General features: G+C 45.3%; 14 protein-coding genes, 1 tRNA gene and 1 pseudogene. 13 read left to right on the top strand and 3 right to left on the bottom strand.

Going from position 1 to position 18,815, the window contains the following annotated elements; all coding sequences use genetic code 11:
* Nucleotides 1-63 (bottom strand): annotated as a pseudogene (locus tag ACFQY8_RS08050) (IS1/IS1595 family N-terminal zinc-binding domain-containing protein); the annotation flags it as partial.
* 317 nt (nt 64-380) lie between these two features.
* On the opposite strand from ACFQY8_RS08050, the gene ACFQY8_RS00135 reads away from it, so the two are divergent.
* Together ACFQY8_RS00135 and ACFQY8_RS00130 are read left to right on the top strand one after the other, a co-directional pair.
* Nucleotides 381-2,051, top strand: coding sequence for a peptide ABC transporter substrate-binding protein (locus tag ACFQY8_RS00135; RefSeq protein ID WP_377937452.1), 1,671 nt, complete (start codon nt 381-383; stop codon nt 2,049-2,051).
* Nucleotides 2,052-2,166: 115 nt separating this feature from the next.
* Nucleotides 2,167-2,240: transfer RNA gene (locus tag ACFQY8_RS00130), tRNA-Ile, on the top strand.
* A 67-nt stretch (nt 2,241-2,307) separates the two neighbouring features.
* On the opposite strand, the gene ACFQY8_RS00125 is transcribed toward ACFQY8_RS00130, so the two are convergent.
* Nucleotides 2,308-3,516, bottom strand: coding sequence for an MFS transporter (locus tag ACFQY8_RS00125; protein ID WP_377937450.1), 1,209 nt, complete (start codon nt 3,514-3,516; stop codon nt 2,308-2,310).
* 40 nt (nt 3,517-3,556) lie between these two features.
* Nucleotides 3,557-4,474, bottom strand: coding sequence for a carbohydrate kinase family protein (locus ACFQY8_RS00120; protein ID WP_377937448.1), 918 nt, complete (start codon nt 4,472-4,474; stop codon nt 3,557-3,559).
* A gap of 239 nt (nt 4,475-4,713) precedes the next feature.
* On the opposite strand from ACFQY8_RS00120, the gene rpmE reads away from it, so the two are divergent.
* The 11 genes from rpmE (at nt 4,714) to ACFQY8_RS00065 (ending at nt 18,792) form a co-directional block, all read left to right on the top strand.
* The gene (rpmE, locus tag ACFQY8_RS00115; protein WP_377937446.1) at nt 4,714-4,923 is read left to right on the top strand and encodes a 50S ribosomal protein L31; all 210 of its coding nucleotides are present in this window, start codon (nt 4,714-4,716) and stop codon (nt 4,921-4,923) included.
* A gap of 158 nt (nt 4,924-5,081) precedes the next feature.
* Nucleotides 5,082-6,182, top strand: coding sequence for a peptide chain release factor 1 (prfA, locus tag ACFQY8_RS00110; protein WP_377937444.1), 1,101 nt, complete (start codon nt 5,082-5,084; stop codon nt 6,180-6,182).
* 80 nt (nt 6,183-6,262) lie between these two features.
* Nucleotides 6,263-7,195 carry a peptide chain release factor N(5)-glutamine methyltransferase gene (gene prmC / locus ACFQY8_RS00105; protein WP_377937442.1) on the top strand — a complete coding sequence of 311 codons (933 nt, stop codon included), beginning with the start codon at nt 6,263-6,265 and terminating at the stop codon, nt 7,193-7,195.
* Nucleotides 7,196-7,255: 60 nt separating this feature from the next.
* Nucleotides 7,256-8,095, top strand: a complete 840-nt coding sequence (locus ACFQY8_RS00100; RefSeq protein ID WP_377937440.1) for a hypothetical protein — start codon at nt 7,256-7,258, stop codon at nt 8,093-8,095.
* A gap of 25 nt (nt 8,096-8,120) precedes the next feature.
* Nucleotides 8,121-8,792 (top strand): L-threonylcarbamoyladenylate synthase, encoded by a 672-nt coding sequence (locus ACFQY8_RS00095; RefSeq protein ID WP_377937438.1) that lies wholly within the window; start codon nt 8,121-8,123, stop codon nt 8,790-8,792.
* A 12-nt stretch (nt 8,793-8,804) separates the two neighbouring features.
* A complete protein-coding gene (locus ACFQY8_RS00090; protein WP_377937436.1) occupies nt 8,805-10,016 on the top strand; it encodes an MraY family glycosyltransferase in 1,212 nt (403 codons plus the stop codon).
* Nucleotides 10,016-10,435 carry a hypothetical protein gene (locus ACFQY8_RS00085; protein WP_377937434.1) on the top strand — a complete coding sequence of 140 codons (420 nt, stop codon included), beginning with the start codon at nt 10,016-10,018 and terminating at the stop codon, nt 10,433-10,435. The genes ACFQY8_RS00090 and ACFQY8_RS00085 overlap by 1 nt, the downstream gene beginning before the upstream one ends.
* A gap of 104 nt (nt 10,436-10,539) precedes the next feature.
* On the top strand, nt 10,540-12,066 hold the full coding sequence (gene guaB / locus ACFQY8_RS00080; RefSeq protein WP_377937432.1) for an IMP dehydrogenase: 1,527 nt from the start codon (nt 10,540-10,542) through the stop codon (nt 12,064-12,066).
* Between the two features lie 229 nt (nt 12,067-12,295).
* The gene (locus ACFQY8_RS00075; protein ID WP_377937430.1) at nt 12,296-14,017 is read left to right on the top strand and encodes a serine/threonine protein kinase; all 1,722 of its coding nucleotides are present in this window, start codon (nt 12,296-12,298) and stop codon (nt 14,015-14,017) included.
* The gene (locus ACFQY8_RS00070) at nt 14,018-14,593 is read left to right on the top strand and encodes a hypothetical protein (protein ID WP_377937428.1); all 576 of its coding nucleotides are present in this window, start codon (nt 14,018-14,020) and stop codon (nt 14,591-14,593) included.
* An 86-nt stretch (nt 14,594-14,679) separates the two neighbouring features.
* Complete coding sequence (locus tag ACFQY8_RS00065; protein WP_377937427.1) at nt 14,680-18,792, top strand: hypothetical protein; 4,113 nt, start codon at nt 14,680-14,682, stop codon at nt 18,790-18,792.
* Nucleotides 18,793-18,815: the final 23 nt, after the last annotated feature.

The following is an 18,815-nucleotide window of genomic DNA, read 5'->3' as shown; positions in this document are numbered from 1 at the left end:
ATAATAACGTTGTTTACCGCTACTAGTTGTGCCGTTTTTCTTAACGTTTTTACTATGGCATGTGGTGCATTACGTAATTCTCATACTTCTTAGAATGCATAATTTTTAAAACACCTCGGACTTACTAGAAAATAAGGCTTCCACGGTGTTTCTAGCAACACTTTTTGTCCTATAAGTAAAAATCATTGAGAAATTTAAAACATGGTTCATCCCAATAAATACAAGGGGTAAACAAGCATAACAGCAACACAAAATGTCCTATAAGCCCAAATGGGATAATTCAGCCTCAAGCAATTTTTTCTTGCAATTTTCCATGAAAAGGAAGAACTCTCCTCTTTATGCAGTTAAATGAAGTATAAGCTTAACAAAAGGGGAGAAGTATGCCTTTTAACAGGACGTGGATAACACTTAAACGATTGGTCGCAACGAGCGCGACTAGTATCCTTGTCGTAGCTTTGGCAGCTTGCGGCTCGTTGAGTTCAAGTAACTCTACTAATGCGAAAGAATCTGTTGATAAGAACGCAACAATTACCGTAAATTCTGTAGAACCTACTGGAGAATTAACACCAGGTAATGTATCAGATACAGCGAGCTGGAAGATAGCATCTCAACTTTTTGATGGTCTCGTCACTTTTACAAATAAGGGTGAATTGGTTATGGATGAGGCTCAGTCTATAACTCCTAATGAGGATGCCTCTGTGTACACCATCAAGCTTAAAAAAGGGCTTAAATTCTCGAACGGGGAGAGCATTACCGCACAGACGTATGCTCAAGCTTGGTCTTACGCAGCCAACGCAGCTCATGGGCAGGTTGGAGCTTCAATCTTCGCCACAATTCAGGGTTATGAGGACTTACAGAGAAAGGATGTTTCTCCTGATGCACAACTCTCAGGTCTCAAGGTGCTTGATAATCAGACCTTGCAAGTCACTCTTAATGCGCCAGATTCATCATTCTCGTATAAGGTCGGAGATATAGCTTTTCTCCCCATACCTTCAATAGCGTACAAGGACATGCATAAGTTTGGCACAAATCCGACTGTGTCAAATGGACCATATGTCCTTGACAAGTGGAATGTGAATAAGGACATTAAAATTAAGCGGAATGCGGCTTATACCGGTATTCGTAAGGCAAAGAATGCAGCAATTGATTTTGTTGTTTACGATTCACTTGATACTGCATATGCAGATTTGCAGTCAGGCAACTTGGACGTGCTTGATACTATTCCTACATCGGCGTTGGAAAACTATAAGACTGACAGTACTATTCAGGCATTTTCTGATGGTTCATCCGCATTTAAATCGATAACGATTCCACAGTTCATAGAGCATTTTAGCGGAGAAGAAGGGAATCTCCGTCGTCAAGCAATTTCGTATGCGATTGACCGAGATTCTATCGTGAAGAAAATTCTCATTGGTGCTGCCACACCTGCCACTGATTTCTTGGCTCCTGTCATCGCCGGCTACTCCAAGAATTTGAATGGAACTGACGTTTTGAAATATAACCCTGCCAAGGCTCAAAAGCTATGGGCACAAGCGGATGCAATTTCGCCATGGAGCGGAACATTCACTATAGGATACAATGCTGACGGCTCGTATAAGACGTGGGTGGATGCAATCGCAAACTCTATCTCGAATGTGCTGGGCATCAAGGCCGAAGGTGATGCTTATGCGACGAGTAAAGATTTCTCTACAGCTGTCAATCAGCGTCAAATAAAAGGGGCATTCCGCTCCGGTTTGCAGTCAGACTACCCGCATCCTGAAGGCTATCTTTTCCAAGCATATGACTCTGCATCCGCTGATGGCAAGGGGCTCAACAACGGCGATTACAAATCTACGCAGTTTGACTCTTATATGTCTGAAGCTGCAAAGCAGACGGATTTGAAAGAAGCGATAAAGACATATCAGCGCTCTGAGGAGCTCTTGCTGAAAGATTTGCCTGTGATTCCGTTATGGTATGACAATGTCAATGCAGGTGCGGGACAAAAGATGAAGACCGTTAAATTTAACTATATGGGTCTTCCTTCTTACTATGAGTTACAAAAGGTGCGTTAAAAGCTATGCTGTGAAATGCGCTAGCTTGCGTATTCCTGTGTTTTCGCTAGAATAAACTACGTGACTTCACGCATAAGGCTTTGACCCTCTGTGCGTGGCATAAGTTACGAGGTTTGGGGCCATAGCTCAGTCGGTTAGAGCGGGCGACTCATAATCGTTATGTCCAGGGTTCAAGTCCCTGTGGCCCTACAACAATGAGGGGCGTCAGCTGCTAGAAATTACATGCAGTTAACGCCCCTCATGCTATGTTTGGTAATTAAATTTCACCTAGCTTGCGTGGATGGGTAGCTAGATAAATGAGGTAGCATGCCGGCACAACGAGCACGAGTGCTGCGCCGAGCTGACCTCCAACTAGACCGGATACCGCACCCATAATCGGTGGGAGAATTGCTCCTCCAATCAATCCCATAATCATGAGACCAGAAATTTCGTTCTGTCTCTCAGGCATATGAAGTCCTGCGATGGAGAACATCAGAGAGAAGACATTGGAGTTACCAAAACCCACTAATGCAAGACCAATATAAAGAACCCAATTCTGAGGTGCAATGGTGGTAAAGAGAAGGAAGAACACGACAGACAAAGCCACACATGTAGAGCAAATTGCTACTGTGACCTTGTTGGAGAACTTCAATAACGCCCACATGCCTACAGCAAACCCGATAGTACGGAATGCGAAGTAGATAGACGTTGTATATGCTGCGGCAGATGCGGCAAGACCTTCATGCGCGTCCATGAGGAATTGCGGAGCGTACGTGTTTACACCGGCATCAATTCCAACATGGCATATGATTCCAATGAAACACAGCAAGATAACTGAATCTTTGAGAAGCCCAAGAGTATCGCCGAAGGAGATATCAGGAGCAGTGCGTTCTTCTTCCTCAATTTTGTCATTATATAGCCATACGAATGCGACAACGGAGATAACTAGGAAAATCACATACATAACCCACCATGCTCCAAAAGCTGAGCCGAGCCAAGCCGCGACGAGTGGGGCAGAGAAGGAGGAAATGGCTTTCACGAATTGTCCTGCTGATATAGTGCTGGAATATCGCTCACCAGATACTAAGTTTGCTATTAATGGATTTAACGATACTTGCATGAATGCATTACCTATACCGAGCAGTATGAAGGAAAGGACCATAAGTACGAGTTTGCCGCCCTTTGGCATGCCTGTAATAGCGTACGCAATGATAGGAAATACGCATGCGGAAACAGTAATTGCTATAGAAATCAATACTGTGGCACGTCGACCGTATTTATTCATACAGTAGCTTGCGGGAAGCGAGAAAATGAAGAACCACAGAAAGACCATGGTTGTAAAGAGACTCGCTTGCCAAGACTGTAAGGTGAGATCCTCTTTGACAAAATTTGTGGCAGTTCCGACAAAATCGACAAACCCCATAGTGAAGAATGTGACGAAAATCGGGATAATCATAGCTGCAGATACTTTTTTATGGACTGACATAAGTCCTCCCTCCCTATCTGCTCTTATCATGTTTTATTTTTTACTCAAGTCCCTGTTCGGTGACGTAATCTGGGATTTCATCAGGATATGTAGGCCATGCGCCAGCAGCTGTGCACACGTACGCTGCTACATTAACTGCACGCTTATGAGCCTCATGAAGTGGTGTACCCTTGAGAATTTCGATGCAGAACACGCCAGAGAAGGAATCTCCCGCTCCTACAGTGTCATTTACTGTAACTCGTGGAGTATTGACTCGTGATACTTCGCCGCTGCGAGCAAATACTTGAGAATAATCTCCACCAGCTGTCAAGATGACATAATCCAAATCAAACTCGCTCAGGAACCACTGTGCAACTTCTTCAGCAGTGCCAGGAACGCTGAACATAGTTTGAAGCTGGGCAATTTCATCATCGTTAATTTTGAAAACTGTCGCAGCGTTGAGCTGCTCTGTAATCAAATCTTTCGAATAGAAGTCCCCGCGTAGATTGATGTCGAAATACTTCATAGCGCCTGGCTTCACTCCGCTCAGCAGCCGCATGATGCTGTCATGTGACTCAGGGCGTCGGCATGCGAGTGTCCCGTAGCATACGGCATCTGCTCGCTTAATAAGGTCTACCATATCTTGGGTATACGGGATGTGATCCCACGCGACATTTTGGACGATATCGTATGTAGGGATACCGTCGCTTAAATGAACTTCTACAGTGCCAGTAGGATAAGCATTGCGCTTAATGATGTGCTTAATTCCAGCTTTATTGACTTCGTCTTCAAGCTCGTTCCCTAAGGCATCCTCACCCAAAGCGCTGACAGCATATCCATCCGCGCCATTCATCATAGAGTGATAGCAGAAGTTTGCTGGTGCTCCACCTGCGCGTTTGCCGGTAGGGAGCATGTCCCACAGAAGCTCTCCCAGTGCTACGACTACAGGCTTTTCACTAGTTTGTGATGCGTTATTCATTAGAATCCTTCCTCCTCGAAGATAACAACTCTTGCTTTGTATCTATGCTATATCAAACAAGAGTTATGGTTGAGAAGGTAACCCCTCTCACTGTCTATGTTAGTCACCTTTTCAGTGAAACGCTAAAATTCTGTATCTCGTCTGTTATGGTGCGTATAATATCCACTGGTTCGCCGGTTCACGATTGAGCACAAGGCTAAGTCGACCCGGGTTCCTTGATTCCCTAGGAGATAATAATTATGAAGCAGGGTATTCATCCTGAATATGTAGCAACTGAAGTTGTATGCTCTTGTGGCAACACTTTCGTTACTCGTTCTACCGTAAAGAGCGGTCATATTACCGCTGACGTGTGCTCTAATTGCCATCCTTTCTACACCGGTAAGCAGAAGATTCTCGATACTGGTGGTCGCGTGGCACGCTTCGAAGCACGTTACGGCAAGAAGAAGTAGCTCTTGTATCATTCGCCAGTTATACGTGGCAACTTATAAAAGTTGTGCGTTAGCTGGCGTTTTTATATCTTTACATCTTTCAGATAGCAATCTTTTAAAAATTATTTGAAACTTTTACCATAGTCACATTTGCGACATAATGACAAGGAAGGCACCCAGTGGCATCCGAAAACAAGTTCCCCGCAGCTGCTACGGCTCTTGAAGAATACAAGAACGTTGAAGCTGAAATGAGCCAACCAGAAGTTGCTTCTGACCCAAATAAGATGCGCAAACTTGGACGGCGTCATGCAGAACTTGCTCAGATCGTAACCATCTATCAGCAGTATCTTCAGATGAATGAAGATATGGAAGCTGCGAAAGAACTCGCTGATGAGGATCCAGATTTTGCAGCTGAAGCAAAGCGGCTTGAAGGTGAACTTCCAGCAGTTGAAGATAAACTTCGTATGGCGCTTATCCCACGCGATCCTGATGATGCATCAGATACCATCATGGAAATTAAAGCGGGTGCTGGCGGTGAAGAAGCGGCACTTTTCGCGGGTGACCTCCTGCGTATGTATATGCGTTATGCGGAAAAACGTGGCTGGACATATGAGATTCAGTCTCAGAATGCGACTGAGCTTGGCGGTGTCAAGGACGTTCAGATTGCATTTCGTACGAAGGGCACCGTAGCTCCTGCTGATGGTGTATGGGCTTCTCTCAAGTATGAGGGTGGAGTACATCGTGTGCAGCGTATCCCTGTGACAGAATCCAATGGTCGCATTCAGACTTCCGCAGCAGGTGTGATTGTATTCCCTGAAGCTGAAGATGACAATGATGAAATTGAAATCGATCAGAAGGATTTAAAGATTGATATCTTTATGTCATCGGGGCCTGGCGGTCAGTCGGTAAATACAACGTATTCTGCAGTCCGAATGACACATATCCCAACGGGTATTGTCGTATCCATGCAAGATGAGAAGTCGCAGATTCAAAATCGTGCAGCAGCACTCCGCGTGTTGAAGTCTCGCTTGCTTGCGATGAAACATGAAGAAGAGGCGGCTGCAGCAGCGGATATGAGGCATTCTCAGGTACGCACGTTGGATCGTTCTGAGCGTATCCGAACCTACAACTTCCCAGAGAACCGCATTGTAGATCACCGTACTAATTACAAAGCGTATAACTTGGATGCTGTGCTTGATGGCGATTTACAGGCGGTTATCGACTCTGATATTCAAGCAGACGAAGCAGAACGTCTCGCACGCTCTAATAGTGCTGAGTAAGTAACTGAGTAGGTATCGGCTCGATTTTCGTGATTTTATGAGCTAAATCAATAGGGCTTGGAGAGTAGCTTAGGACAGACGTGAACTTCAGTTTAGATGCAGAAGTGCGCACTGTGATTGTGCAGTGCACATCGTTGCTTGTCGATGCTGGCATTGCGCGAGATGCTGGTATAACTGACGCTTTCCAAGCACGAGCTGTATGTGAGCATGAGGTGAAACTTCTTCTCACTGAAGCGTGTGGCATCGGCATGAACAAGCTCGATACTTCCATCCTTATGCGTGACAGAGTGGGTACTATAACGGATGAGGAGTCGCTTGTTCGATTTGGTCTATGGCTAGAGCGTCGTCTTGCACGTGAACCACTGCAACACATTACTGGGCACGCTCCATTTCGGTATCTTGACCTTGAAGTAGGGCCCGGAGTGTTTGTCCCTCGTCCTGAAACTGAGATTCTCATAGATGAGGTAATAAGCTATATTCAGCATAGATGCCTTCAACGTCCCCTTATCGTGGACTTATGCGCAGGATCAGGTGCGCTTGGACTCGCGGCTGCTACTGAAATCAATAGCTCCACTGTAAAGGCTGTCGAGATTTCTGAGGAAGCGATTGCTTATACTCGTCGTAATGCTGAGCGTGTAAGTGCAAAAAACTACGAAGTTATCCTTGGCGATGCTGCAGATGCTCAAACGTATGTAGGGCTGAACGGCTCGGTAGATGTAGTGATAAGTAACCCTCCCTATGTCCCTGAACGCGATATTCCTACACAGGTTGAAACGCGTGACTTCGATCCAGAGATAGCGCTTTATGGGGGAAGCTCTGACGGTATGCATATCCCTCGGCTGATTATTCAGCGTGCCAACACACTTCTCAAGCCTGGAGGTCTTCTTGTGATGGAGCATGACTGGCAGCAGGGGCAGCAGACATGTGAAGCAGCAAGCGTGACTGGTTTTAGTGTGACCATGACGAAGAAAGACTTGGCAGGAAAAGATCGGTACTTGTATGCGATAAAGTAAGCGTAAAACAGATATAACGGTAGCATAACGGTATCACGTACCTATTACACTTGAAAAACTATGACATCACATAAGCTTTCTAGCCGTATGAAGCTCTCGATTTTCGTGCTTATATGTTCGTTGATGCAAGTTGTCGCTTCCATCATTGCTCCAAATCCCAACGGTGAGATTGCGCAAGGCTTTGATTGGCTTTTATATAGTTCTATGATAGTTAATTGGCTATCGTGGATGGCAGTTCCTGTGATTGCATGGTTTGTAGCGCAACGTGTTAGGACGATTATGCGTCGTAGCAGGACGAGTGATGCGCGCACATATGGCATGCTTGCACAATATGCTGTATTTCTCTTACTTCTCGCGCTTATCTGCGAATCTCCTTTCGACTATGCACGCACGGGGGTATGGTGGTCATTAGAAATTCAAAATCCGTTGTGGGCACTTGTACTCAGCATTGTGGCAGTCATTGGGTGGAAAGCTGCAGAGTATTATGATAATGCAGCGCGTGTAACAGTGCGAGTAATTGTGCTTATTGTTGCTTTACTGGCTTGTATTGCCTTGAAAACATTTTATGGGTTACTCGTTATGGTTCTTATCTATACCTTGTGCCCGGTAGATTTTTCTGTGAAGTGGAAGAAGATTGCATGGAGTCGTCAGCTTATAGTAATCACAGGAGCGATAATATCAGGAGTGAGCGCTCTTGTGGGTGTAAGCATGGTGAATCGTGTAGAGCGTAGCCACCGGAAAAATACCCGTAACTTGGAGACAGGCAAACGAGTAGACCAAACAGGGCGAGTGACAACGCATGGGGCATATGGTCAATGGTTTCTATGGTGGGCGTACCCTGCTTTGCTTGTCATGTGTGTCCTCATTCGACTCGCTGTCGTGACTTGGATATTAAGGTAAACCGAATAAAACGGATAAAAGTTATATGACTAGAAGTTATGGCATCATGCCGATGAATGATAAAACTATTGCATTAGCTCAGCAACTTATTGCAGATGGCGAGACTGTAGTTATTCCGACAGATACCGTGTACGGAGTGGTAGCAAACCCTCTGAGCGCGGAAGCAGTACATGGGATTTTTGCTGTCAAGCATCGTCCACCTCAAAAAACCATTCAAATTTTGTGTGCAGTAATGAATGACGCGCGTGTGCTCGGTGTACATATCCCGCATGCGCTTGAACCTCTAGAGGTGGCATTTATGCCAGGCGCGTTGAGTCTCATCGGCGAAGTAAACGATGACAGCATCCTTGCTACCGTGCGTGAGGAGAATGACGGACGTCACACACAGGCAGTACGACTTCCAGCGCATGATGGAGCACTCAAAATTTTAAAGGTAACCGGCCCGCTCGCAGCATCGAGTGCGAACTTGAGCGGTCGTGAGGCAGCTCATACCGCACAAGAGGCCTACGATCAGCTTGGAGACACTGTCTCACTTTATCTTGATGATGGAGCAACTCCTGGTCCTGTAGCGAGCACAGTTGTTGCTTGGAACCAGCATGACAAAGTGGCAGTGTACTTGAGAGAAGGAGTAATTCCTCGCGCTCGCGTTGAAGCTGTCTTAAAATCTTCCATACCTACATACGAGGGTGTGCGCTAGCATAGAGACATTATGAGAGTGTACATTTTTATTGCCGCAATTGCAGGTGCTGTGACATGGTTCCTGACACCTGTAATTCGTCAGGTTGCTTTTCGCATAGGAGCAGTGGGCGAAGTGCGAGAAAGAGATGTGCACACAGTGCCTACTCCGCGGATCGGTGGTGTTGCTATGCTCATCGGCATAGTGGTGGCATTTATCGTCGCGAGCCGCACTCCGTGGGTTTCTGGACTATTTGTGGAAACCCAGCAATTGTGGGTAGTTTTACTTGGAGCGGTTCTCATTTGTTTGCTTGGCGTAGTAGATGATTTATGGGACTTAGACTGGATGCTCAAAATGTCTGGTCAACTCTTGATATCGCTGCTTGTATCGTGGGGCGGCATTCAAATTGTGTCTCTGCCATTGGGAAATCTGTACTCTGTGTCGACGAGCTGGTCTATCGCCATTTCAGCTTTTCTTCTTGTTGCGTCGATTAACGCTGTCAATTTCGTCGATGGGCTTGATGGCTTAGCTGCTGGAATTGTGGCAATTGGTGGCGTGGCGTTCGCGATTTACTCGTATATGCTGGCGCGTTCGACTGCAAGTTTTGCATCCGTTGCTATCATCATTGATGTCGTCATTGTTGGTGTGTGCATAGGTTTCCTCTTGCATAATTGGCATCCGGCGAGTATCTTCATGGGCGACTCTGGGTCGATGCTTTTGGGATATATGGTCACGTGCGCTTCCATTGTTATGACAGGACGACTTGATCCTAGCGCGCATCATGTCAATGTTTATCTACCAGTATTTATACCGATTTTACTTCCTATACTTGTGCTTTTCCTGCCTGTGCTTGATATGATACTTGCCATTGTGAGGAGAGTGTCAAAAGGGCTTTCGCCGATGCATCCGGACCGTATGCATCTGCATCATCGTATGCTTCGTATCGGGCATTCGGTACGCGGGGCTGTTGCAATACTGTGGTGCTGGGCTGCGCTCATTTCGTTCTCGTCGGTGTTGTTGCTGTTTTTCCGCATGAGGTATGTGTTTGCTGGGTTTATCGTGGCGGCCATAGTTTTGACAGTGCTTACATTACTGCCGTATTACCGTAAACGGTACGCCGAGATTCGAGGTGTGCAAAGCAGTGTACAAAGCGATGTGCAAGCGGTTAATGGAGAAGCTACTGCGTCGCAGTTAGATACAGATACGAAGGTTCGTTCAATCAATAAGGATTGGGTGGAAAAGTAATGACGGAAGCAAATCCACGTTTCCCATTTACTCTCGGCGGTGCTTTTTTTCGCCTTAAATGGGTGACACTCGGCGTTGATGCTGTACTTTTAACAGCGAGCATAGTGTGTGCTGCTGTGTATGTACCAAGTCATGGCGCAATTTCGGGACTATGTGGATGGACGTTGGCGATTATTTTCTCCGAATTTAACTCATTGATAGCGCGCATTCTTGACCACTATGGTGTGAAAGGTGCGCAATACACTATAGGGCTTATGCTGATGTGGGGGATGAAACTTCTCGTAGCTATCGGAGTAGGCACACTTATGTTAAGTTATGTGCCACTTCATATGAAAGCATTTTTAATAGTGCTTGTGGCAGTCGTAGCGGTCATTACTGTAAAGAATGTCATCATCACGGCAAAAGCGCGAGTACTTTAGAAATTTAGTGTCGGTGAACACTTTTAAGACAGTTCGACCGAACACTGAGATAAGTGACACGTTAGGCAATATACTTTGTCTTAATTGAGCCTTAACGTTGTGCTATGGCTCAAGAAACTTACAAACCACTTCCAAATCCTTTTGAGAAGCTTGGTCTCGCATATGACGATGTTTTGCTTCTTCCAAATGAAACTGATGTTATCCCCTCTGAGGTTGATACCACTACTCATCTGACACGTAACATCATTATGAAATCCCCAGTGCTTTCTGCGGCTATGGATACAGTTACAGAAGCTGATATGGCTGTAGCTATGGCACGCAATGGCGGTATTGGTGTCATTCATCGTAATCTTTCTATTGAAGATCAAGCGAAGGCAGTTGATACTGTAAAGCGTTCTGAATCAGGTATGATTTCCGATCCTGTCACGGTCAATCCTGAAGCGACTTTGACTGACTTAGACCGTTTATGTGGGCAGTATCGTGTGTCTGGTCTTCCTGTAGTAGATAAGGACAATACATTACTGGGCATTGTCACAAATCGTGATATGCGCTTTGTAGATCCTGCAGATTTCAGCACACTTCGTGTCAAAGATGTGATGACGAGTGAAAACCTCATTACAGGTCCATCAAATATTTCTAAAGAAGATGCGCATAAGCTTCTCGCAAAGCATAAGGTAGAGAAGCTTCCTCTGGTCGATGGCAATGGGAAGCTTACTGGCCTTATCACAGTGAAGGACTTTGTGAAGACAGAGCAGTATCCAGATGCGACTAAGGATGAGCAAGGACGTTTGCGCGTGGCTGCTGCTGTAGGTTTCTTTGGCGACGCATGGCAGCGTTGTGTAGCTTTGGCTGAGGCAGGAGTTGATGTACTCGTCGTAGATACAGCGCACGGTCATGCCAAGCTCATGCTCGATATGATTAAGCGTCTGAAGGCAGACCCTGCTTTCAAGAATATCGATATCATTGGTGGAAATATTGCTACTCGAGAAGGCGCTCAGGCGCTTATCGATGCTGGCGTCGATGCAGTGAAGGTTGGGGTTGGTCCAGGCTCTATCTGCACGACTCGCGTGGTGGCAGGTGTGGGCGTACCACAGCTCACAGCTGTGTATGAGGCGTCACTTGCTGCACGAGAGGCTGGTATCCCAGTAGTAGCTGACGGTGGCATTCATTACTCAGGTGATATCGCTAAGGCAATTGTTGCCGGTGCATCTACAGTTATGCTTGGTGGATTGCTTGCCGGTACTGAGGAAGCTCCTGGTGAGAAAGTTCTCCTTCATGGGAAGCAGTACAAGGTTTATCGAGGCATGGGCTCTATGGGAGCGATGGCTCCTCGTGGCAAGAAGAGCTACTCAAAGGATCGCTACTTCCAGGCAGACGTCACTTCTAACGATAAGGTCGTTCCGGAAGGTGTCGAAGGTCAAGTACCTTATCGCGGTCCACTTAACTATGTGCTCTATGAATTGGTAGGCGGCTTGCATCAGTCGATGTTCTACACGGGTGCTCGCACTCTTGCAGAGCTTCAGGAAAAGGGTCGTTTCATTCGTATCACTGATGCGGCTCTTCGTGAGTCGCACCCACACGACATTATGATGACCAAGGAAGCGCCAAACTACACCGGTTTTCACGAGTAGAGCGAGTAAGAATAGTATGAATAGGAGCTAATCAAGGAAATGACTACTACTTTGTGAGTGCTCCTGTGTTTATCTTTCTTCTATGGATGCTCTGCACAAGTTGACTATATAATAAGTTCTTCTTGTGTAGGGCATCTTGCTATATATATAGATTGTTCATTCTCGCTATTTACTATGATGGGGTTACGCCCATTAAGGCGTAATAGTCAGGAAGAGAAAGTTTATAGATATGGCTCAGCTTGGTAGCGTCGTAGGAAAACGTTATCGTATCGCCGCTCTCATCGGTGCTGGCGGTATGTCGACAGTGTATCTCGCTATCGACCAGACACTCAATAAACAATGGGCCGTCAAAGAGATTCGCTCTCTCACTGACCCTATACAAAAAGACTTAGTTATCAAAAGCCTGACCACCGAGGCAAATCTCATCAAGAAGTTTGATCATCCTGCCATTCCTCGCATCGTTGATTTGTTTGAAGAGAGTGGGCGACTTTATGTCGTCATGGACTATATCGAGGGTCGTACTCTTGCTGATGTCGTCAAAACTGATGGAGTTCAGTCTGAAGAAGATGTAGTTAATTGGGGAATCCAGCTGTGTGACATTTTGGAGTACCTCCACAGACGTAATCCACCTGTAATCTATCGTGATATTAAACCGTCAAACATCATGATTACGCCAGAAGGTGTGGTAAAACTTATTGATTTTGGAATTGCCCGTGAAGTGACGAATGGTAAGAGTTTAACGGCAGTCGGAGATAGTAGACGCTTAGGTACACTTGGTTTTGCAGCTCCCGAACAGCTTGATTACGATAAAACATATGATGATCGAGTCGACCAGTATGCGCTTGGTGCCTCGCTATATTATCTGCTCACGGCATCACATCCACGTTCGCATGGGATTCAGCCCCTTCGCCAGATAAATCCCTCGTACTCCGTGGGGCTAGAATCAGTAATTTCTCGTGCAACCGCAGAGAATCCTGAAGATCGCTTTGAATCTCAAGCTCATATGGCATATGCGCTTCGCCACTACAAAGAGCAGGACGAAGCTCATGTGATGCAATTGCATAAAACATATAATCGTTTTAGGACAGTAATTGGCGCAGGAATTGTCTTGACTATTCTTGCGGGGATTTTCTTTGGGCTGGCTTTTTGGGCGGAAAGTAGCGATTATAACTACTGGATGACTCGAGGTAGACAGTCAAGTGAGGAGAAATCCGCTGCAAAGGCATTCATTCGCGCTTCACAGATTCGTAGAAGTTCCATTGAGCCTTACGAGGAGCTTATCAAGCTCTACATTGGTGATCAGGTCTTTTCGAGCGCTGAGGAGACTCAACTCAATAACGCAATCAACGATAATCTAGAATTTCTTAAGCGCGATAGCAATAATTGGGCAAAGTTAAACTATGAGGTAGGCACTACATACTGGTACTACTTCGACGGTTTTAAAGACGAATATGCCGGTGGACAATTTAATACCGAACAAGCGCGAAGCGCTCGCATCCGCGCAGCAGCGCAATGGATGCGAAGCGCGGCAGCTGATAAGAAGTATGAAAATGCATCTTTGGCACAAGTGTATGCAGACACTGCTGAATTTAATAACTCAATCGTTCCCCTCATCGCTCAAGGTTCTGATCATGGTAAATATGCTCCGTATTTTAAGACGCTTCAAGACATTGTGTTAATTGCCAAGAAAAGCGGAAATATTGTAATTAAGCTAGACGTTGCTGACTTAGTAGATAATGCTGTGACCGTGTATGGGCGTAATTTTAAAGCTGATGGTGTAAAGAAAGCGGACATCGTCAAGCTCGCGAAAGATACATTTACCATGATTAAAGATGCACAGACAGTTACTTCTGCGCAAGATAAGACTAAAGAAGATATCCTTGGCGGTAGCGAGACAGTTCTCGAGTTGCTGAATCGCGCGTATACAGAGCAGAAGCAGGAAGGAAATTAAATGGGAGCAGATATTTTCCGTGTCCTTGCTACCGTGTGTATATCATTGGCGGTACTTACTTTTATCGTGGCGGTTGTGTTGTACTATGTATTGCGTATTCGTGAGGTAAAGCGCGTTCTTAGTGGACAGGCTCAGAGCGAAGAAATTGAAAGTATGCGCTCTGCGAGATGGGGTACATGGATTGAAAACTCTGATGCTTCTCATGGTGATGCATACGATGATTTTTATCACCGAGTACCGTCCCCATCGACTTTACAAAGAAATCAACAGCGCGATTTTTCACACTCGTCGAGCTCGTTAGGTTCATCCTCTCTGGCTAATTCGTTAAGCGCAATGCCACATTCATATGAACCGCAACTATCCTTCGTGGAAATTCGTGATAGTGACGAGGAACATAACGAGGATGAGACCACACTTGCTTACCGTGGTATCGAGGTTTCGGTTGGTTCATCACGTGTTTCATTCGATGATGTGGATGAAGAAGAAAGTAGTGATACAAGTGGTAGTGATGAAGGAGCTACTACACTTGTAAGCGATGAATTAGTAAAAAAGTCCAACATTTTACCTCATAATTAGTAGACGTTTACAATGTAGCAGAAATGTAAACACACATCTTTACACTAGATGGCAGAGTATGTTTGGTTAGACAGAGGAAAATGGGAATGAAGAACCATAAAATAGCACGTTTCATTGTGTTTGTTTCTATATGTGTAACATTTGCCGCATTGATTGTCCTAATGATGAGTGCAATGCTGAGTGGAACTCGTGCGGCATATGCTGATGAACCATCTTTTACTCACGATACATTGATAAAAAACTCTGCTGGAGTAAGCTTGACAGACACTCATGCTGTACTCATGCGAAGCATCGTCATTAATGACGATACTGATGCCCATTACAGTCATAAGGAGGCTGGGAAAGGTAACCATAGTACGGTCAACCCGACGGATGACATCACGTACTATGTCAATGAGGATGCTACGTTCACTTTCCAATGGAATGATTCTAGCCAGATTAAAAACGCATATTACTCTGCAGATGGCGGTGGTACCTACTATCAGTTTGACCCGAAAAAGCAGTCATTTACTGATTCTCACCCAAGTGCTGTAGACCAAGCAAGCTTTAAATTCCTTATTCAGTACACTGATGATGCTCACATGACGGAATTTACTATGGATCAAGTGACCACTGCAGACACGTCAACCGAGCAGAGCCACCAGATTCCGTGGGTCATTATCCCCGGCAAATCCAAACCGGCTTTGATTGTGAACGATGATTGGGATAATCCTATCGATTTGACAAAATCAAGCGCGACTCTCAATGAGAAGGTAAGTAAACTTTACCTCACTGCGGACCGCGACTATACGCAGCGTTTTCGGGCGGAAATTGCATACCTGGCGAATCACGGTATTGACGGGCAAGAATTAATACATATCAAGGATAGCAGTATTGGTATCAATAATACTGTTGACGTCACAGGTTCTGAGCCAGACCGTACCTATACGGATTACTCTTTTGTGGCGGATGCTCTAAATCAAAAAGTTGGCGTAGGCATCACGCTCGATAAATCGTTTGCTATTGAATACGGGCGATTTTTGAGAGGAAGGATGGACGCTTTTCCTCACGATAACCGAACCACTATTGTGAAGAACACTCTCAATACTGCTCAAGTTGACTCAATCGTTGCGAAACTCAATGGTACTGCTGGCGATACGCATGTCATGGATAATAAATCAAAGGCGTATGCGGGAAATGTAGATACCACTACTTTTACGCTGACTTTGAAAGTGAAGAAAACAAATGCTACAACTGGTCAAGATGAGCTTTCCCCAACATCAAACGTTGCTGTAACCCTTCAATTCCCTGATGGTAAGCGACCAGGAGACAGTGGTGCTCCATACACTCCAGCTCGATCTGTAGTGACAAGTAAGTCGGATAAAAATGGGCATATTACCTTTAGTTTCCCTGGCAAAGGTGTGTATGACTTCGATAAAGTGCAAGTCAATTTCCACCGTCCTAATGTCAATGCGATGCAAAGCGAAAGTCTCGGTAACCTTCTCAAACAAGGGTATGCAGCTGATTCTTCCGAAAATCCTCTTGCAGGTGTGAAAACGATTGCTATCATGCCTTCCGCATCAGAAATGCAAAAAGAGATTAAAGCCCCTGAAATTGTACTTCAAGATAACGGCGAGCATCTGATGAACGATAAAAACTTTAGTAAGACAGATGCATCCGTAATGATTACCATTCACGACGAATGGTTTATGTTCTACAAGTTCCAGAAGCGCAGTGTTATCAATGATTTTGTGAAACTCACTGGAGCTGATGGAAAAAAGATTGCACTTGATAGCACAAAACTTGACAAGCTCGTCGACGCTGAAGATACATCTTTGTGGCGAGCACAGACAGATGCAGATACGGGAAATGTCTATTATCGTTTAGTAAATCCAGTAAAGCTGTCAAGTTTGCTTCCACAACATCGCAGTGAACTTGCAGAAGATAAGTACACCGTCGACGTTAACTATTTATCAAAGAGCTCGACGCCGCATGTCACGTTTGGCATTGATCGTACTCCTGCACAAATTCGCTCCATTACGGTCGATACTGTTGAAAAGGATGGGAAGGTCGCTCCAATCACCTCATTAGATGGGCATAAATGGCTTGTATCAAATAAAACCATCCGAGTCACTCTTGGCAATTTGTACGATAAGATTTCAGGCACTGATGCACAGCATATTACGGTGAAGTATGCTGGCGAGGGGGGCGACACTGCCTATACCGTCACACCAGATGACTCAGGTAAGGCATATGTCATTACTCTCGCTCATCCTTCTGAACAGTTCGATTTATCTCAGTTTACGGTAACGATTAAAGATAAAGCTGATAATGAGTCCGAGCCAGTAGCATTGAACGCACTCAAGGCAAGCGCAAAGGATGATGTGAGTGGAATCGATTTGCTCGTTACTGATGCAGATGCGCCACACATTCACGTCTACTACGACAATGACAAGGTTAAGAATGATAAGTATTTCAATGCGGCCCAAACTGGTCATATTGAAGTAACGGAGGCAAATCTCAATTTGCTTCAGCAGGCGTATGGGGACGATGCGCATCATGCAGTAGCTGAGCTAACAGTTGACGGCAAGGTCACGCAGACTATTACCGTAGATCAGCTCAAGAAAGATAATTCAAAGCCGAACGTGTGGAATGCATCATTTGCGACGAATGCTGACGGCAATTGGAACCTTGATACTCATCTCACAGATATTGCAGGAAATACAGCGACCATCGATGAGTACCAAAAAGACTTTGTCGTCGATACGATTGCGCCGGTTTTGTCATATTCATGGGACAAAACAGATGCTGCACATGGTATGTATTTCAACCATGGACGTCTCTTGACTGTAACACAAGTAGAGCGGAACTTCTCGCAAGAAGATACTAAAGTCAGCTCTACATGGCGTTCGGATAGCCATTCTCCTCAAGTGTCTGGTCCTCAAGGCGGACTATGGTCTGCACCTAATGACACCTATAGCTACAGTACTACCATCCACTTCACGTCAGATGGTCGCTATACCGCCAAGATTACTGCTATGGATTTGGCAGGAAATGTAGCTGAAAAGACCATCGATATACCTGAATTTGTCATCGACACAACGAAGCCAGATATTCAGTTCGACAATGTCAAAGATAAGACTGCTTACAAGGATAAAGTCAGCCCATCTATTCTCGTCAGTGATGCTGATATCGATGGAACTAAGACTACATACAAACTCACTGCAACTCGTCTGAAAGACGCAAGTAAAGCAGTAGACGTGTCGAGCAAAGAGACAGATATGTCTCGTACCTTTACTTTCAGTGATTTTAAGCACAAGGTAGAGAATGATGACGTCTACACCTTGCAAGTCCAAGCGACTGACCTTGCGGGAAATACTTTCTCTAAAACGATTACTTTCTCTGTAAATCGCTATGGTTCCACGTATAAACTCTCAGGATCTACAGCAGCCTTGCGCGGTAAGTTTGTGAAGTCCAGTGGCAACATTGTCGTCGACGAGATTAATGTATCAGGTTTGCAGATGGATCAATCTAAAGTGCTCGTTGCGCATGGCGAAGATTCACAGATTCTGAATACGCAACAGTATTCGGCTGTTGAATCTGATGATAAAGGATGGTCCCGCACACGCTACACCATTCCGGAGCGCAATTTCCGCGAAGACGGATACTATCGCGTCATTCTCTCGTCGAAGGATAAAGCGGGTAACGTCAATGAAAACACCATGGATAAGAAGGACTCTACACGTACAAAGGCAGTAAACATTAACTTTGCTGTAGACAATACTTCTCCAGCAGTGAAAGCAATCGGTGCTAAATCTCATGCTGTGTACTACAGCGCACACGGGCGTACAGTCACTGTCCAAGCTCAAGATAATTTGAAACTTGATACTGTGACGTTGAAGGTGGACGGTAAGCGTATCGGTGAGTGGACAGGCGATGAACTTAATGCAAAGGTTCGCTCGTATAAGCTTGACTCTGATGCTAAAGATCACGACATCACACTTACTGCTGTAGATGAGGCCGGCAATAAGACGGTAGCATCATATTCTCAGATGGTAGTAGCTACGAACTGGTGGCAGTACATGAAAGAGCATGCAGTGATGACACTGATCTTCATGTTTACCAGTCTTCTTTCACTGCTGGTACTCATTGTCGTGGCTGTGACACTTGTCATTCGTCATCGCCAATTGAAGTATCGTCGAAACCCGTTTGAGCAGTAGGTAAGGGCTAGAGATAAGTACTG

This window comes from Alloscardovia venturai, assembly GCF_042676605.1.
Taxonomy (GTDB): Bacteria; Actinomycetota; Actinomycetes; order Actinomycetales; family Bifidobacteriaceae; genus Alloscardovia; species Alloscardovia venturai.
Note: the sequence above shows the minus strand (reverse complement) of the source record. Positions and strands in the feature narration are given on the sequence as shown.

Bases quoted from the DNA above. Each gene is read 5' to 3' on its own strand.
- ACFQY8_RS00135 (WP_377937452.1), top strand. From the start codon at position 381: ATGCCTTTTAACAGGACGTGGATAACACTTAAACGATTGGTCGCAACG.
- ACFQY8_RS00125 (WP_377937450.1), bottom strand. From the start codon at position 3,516: ATGTCAGTCCATAAAAAAGTATCTGCAGCTATGATTATCCCGATTTTC.
- ACFQY8_RS00120 (WP_377937448.1), bottom strand. From the start codon at position 4,474: ATGAATAACGCATCACAAACTAGTGAAAAGCCTGTAGTCGTAGCACTG.
- rpmE (WP_377937446.1), top strand. From the start codon at position 4,714: ATGAAGCAGGGTATTCATCCTGAATATGTAGCAACTGAAGTTGTATGC.
- ACFQY8_RS00100 (WP_377937440.1), top strand. From the start codon at position 7,256: ATGACATCACATAAGCTTTCTAGCCGTATGAAGCTCTCGATTTTCGTG.
- ACFQY8_RS00095 (WP_377937438.1), top strand. From the start codon at position 8,121: ATGACTAGAAGTTATGGCATCATGCCGATGAATGATAAAACTATTGCA.
- ACFQY8_RS00090 (WP_377937436.1), top strand. From the start codon at position 8,805: ATGAGAGTGTACATTTTTATTGCCGCAATTGCAGGTGCTGTGACATGG.
- ACFQY8_RS00085 (WP_377937434.1), top strand. From the start codon at position 10,016: ATGACGGAAGCAAATCCACGTTTCCCATTTACTCTCGGCGGTGCTTTT.
- guaB (WP_377937432.1), top strand. From the start codon at position 10,540: ATGGCTCAAGAAACTTACAAACCACTTCCAAATCCTTTTGAGAAGCTT.
- ACFQY8_RS00075 (WP_377937430.1), top strand. From the start codon at position 12,296: ATGGCTCAGCTTGGTAGCGTCGTAGGAAAACGTTATCGTATCGCCGCT.
- ACFQY8_RS00070 (WP_377937428.1), top strand. From the start codon at position 14,018: ATGGGAGCAGATATTTTCCGTGTCCTTGCTACCGTGTGTATATCATTG.
- ACFQY8_RS00065 (WP_377937427.1), top strand. From the start codon at position 14,680: ATGAAGAACCATAAAATAGCACGTTTCATTGTGTTTGTTTCTATATGT.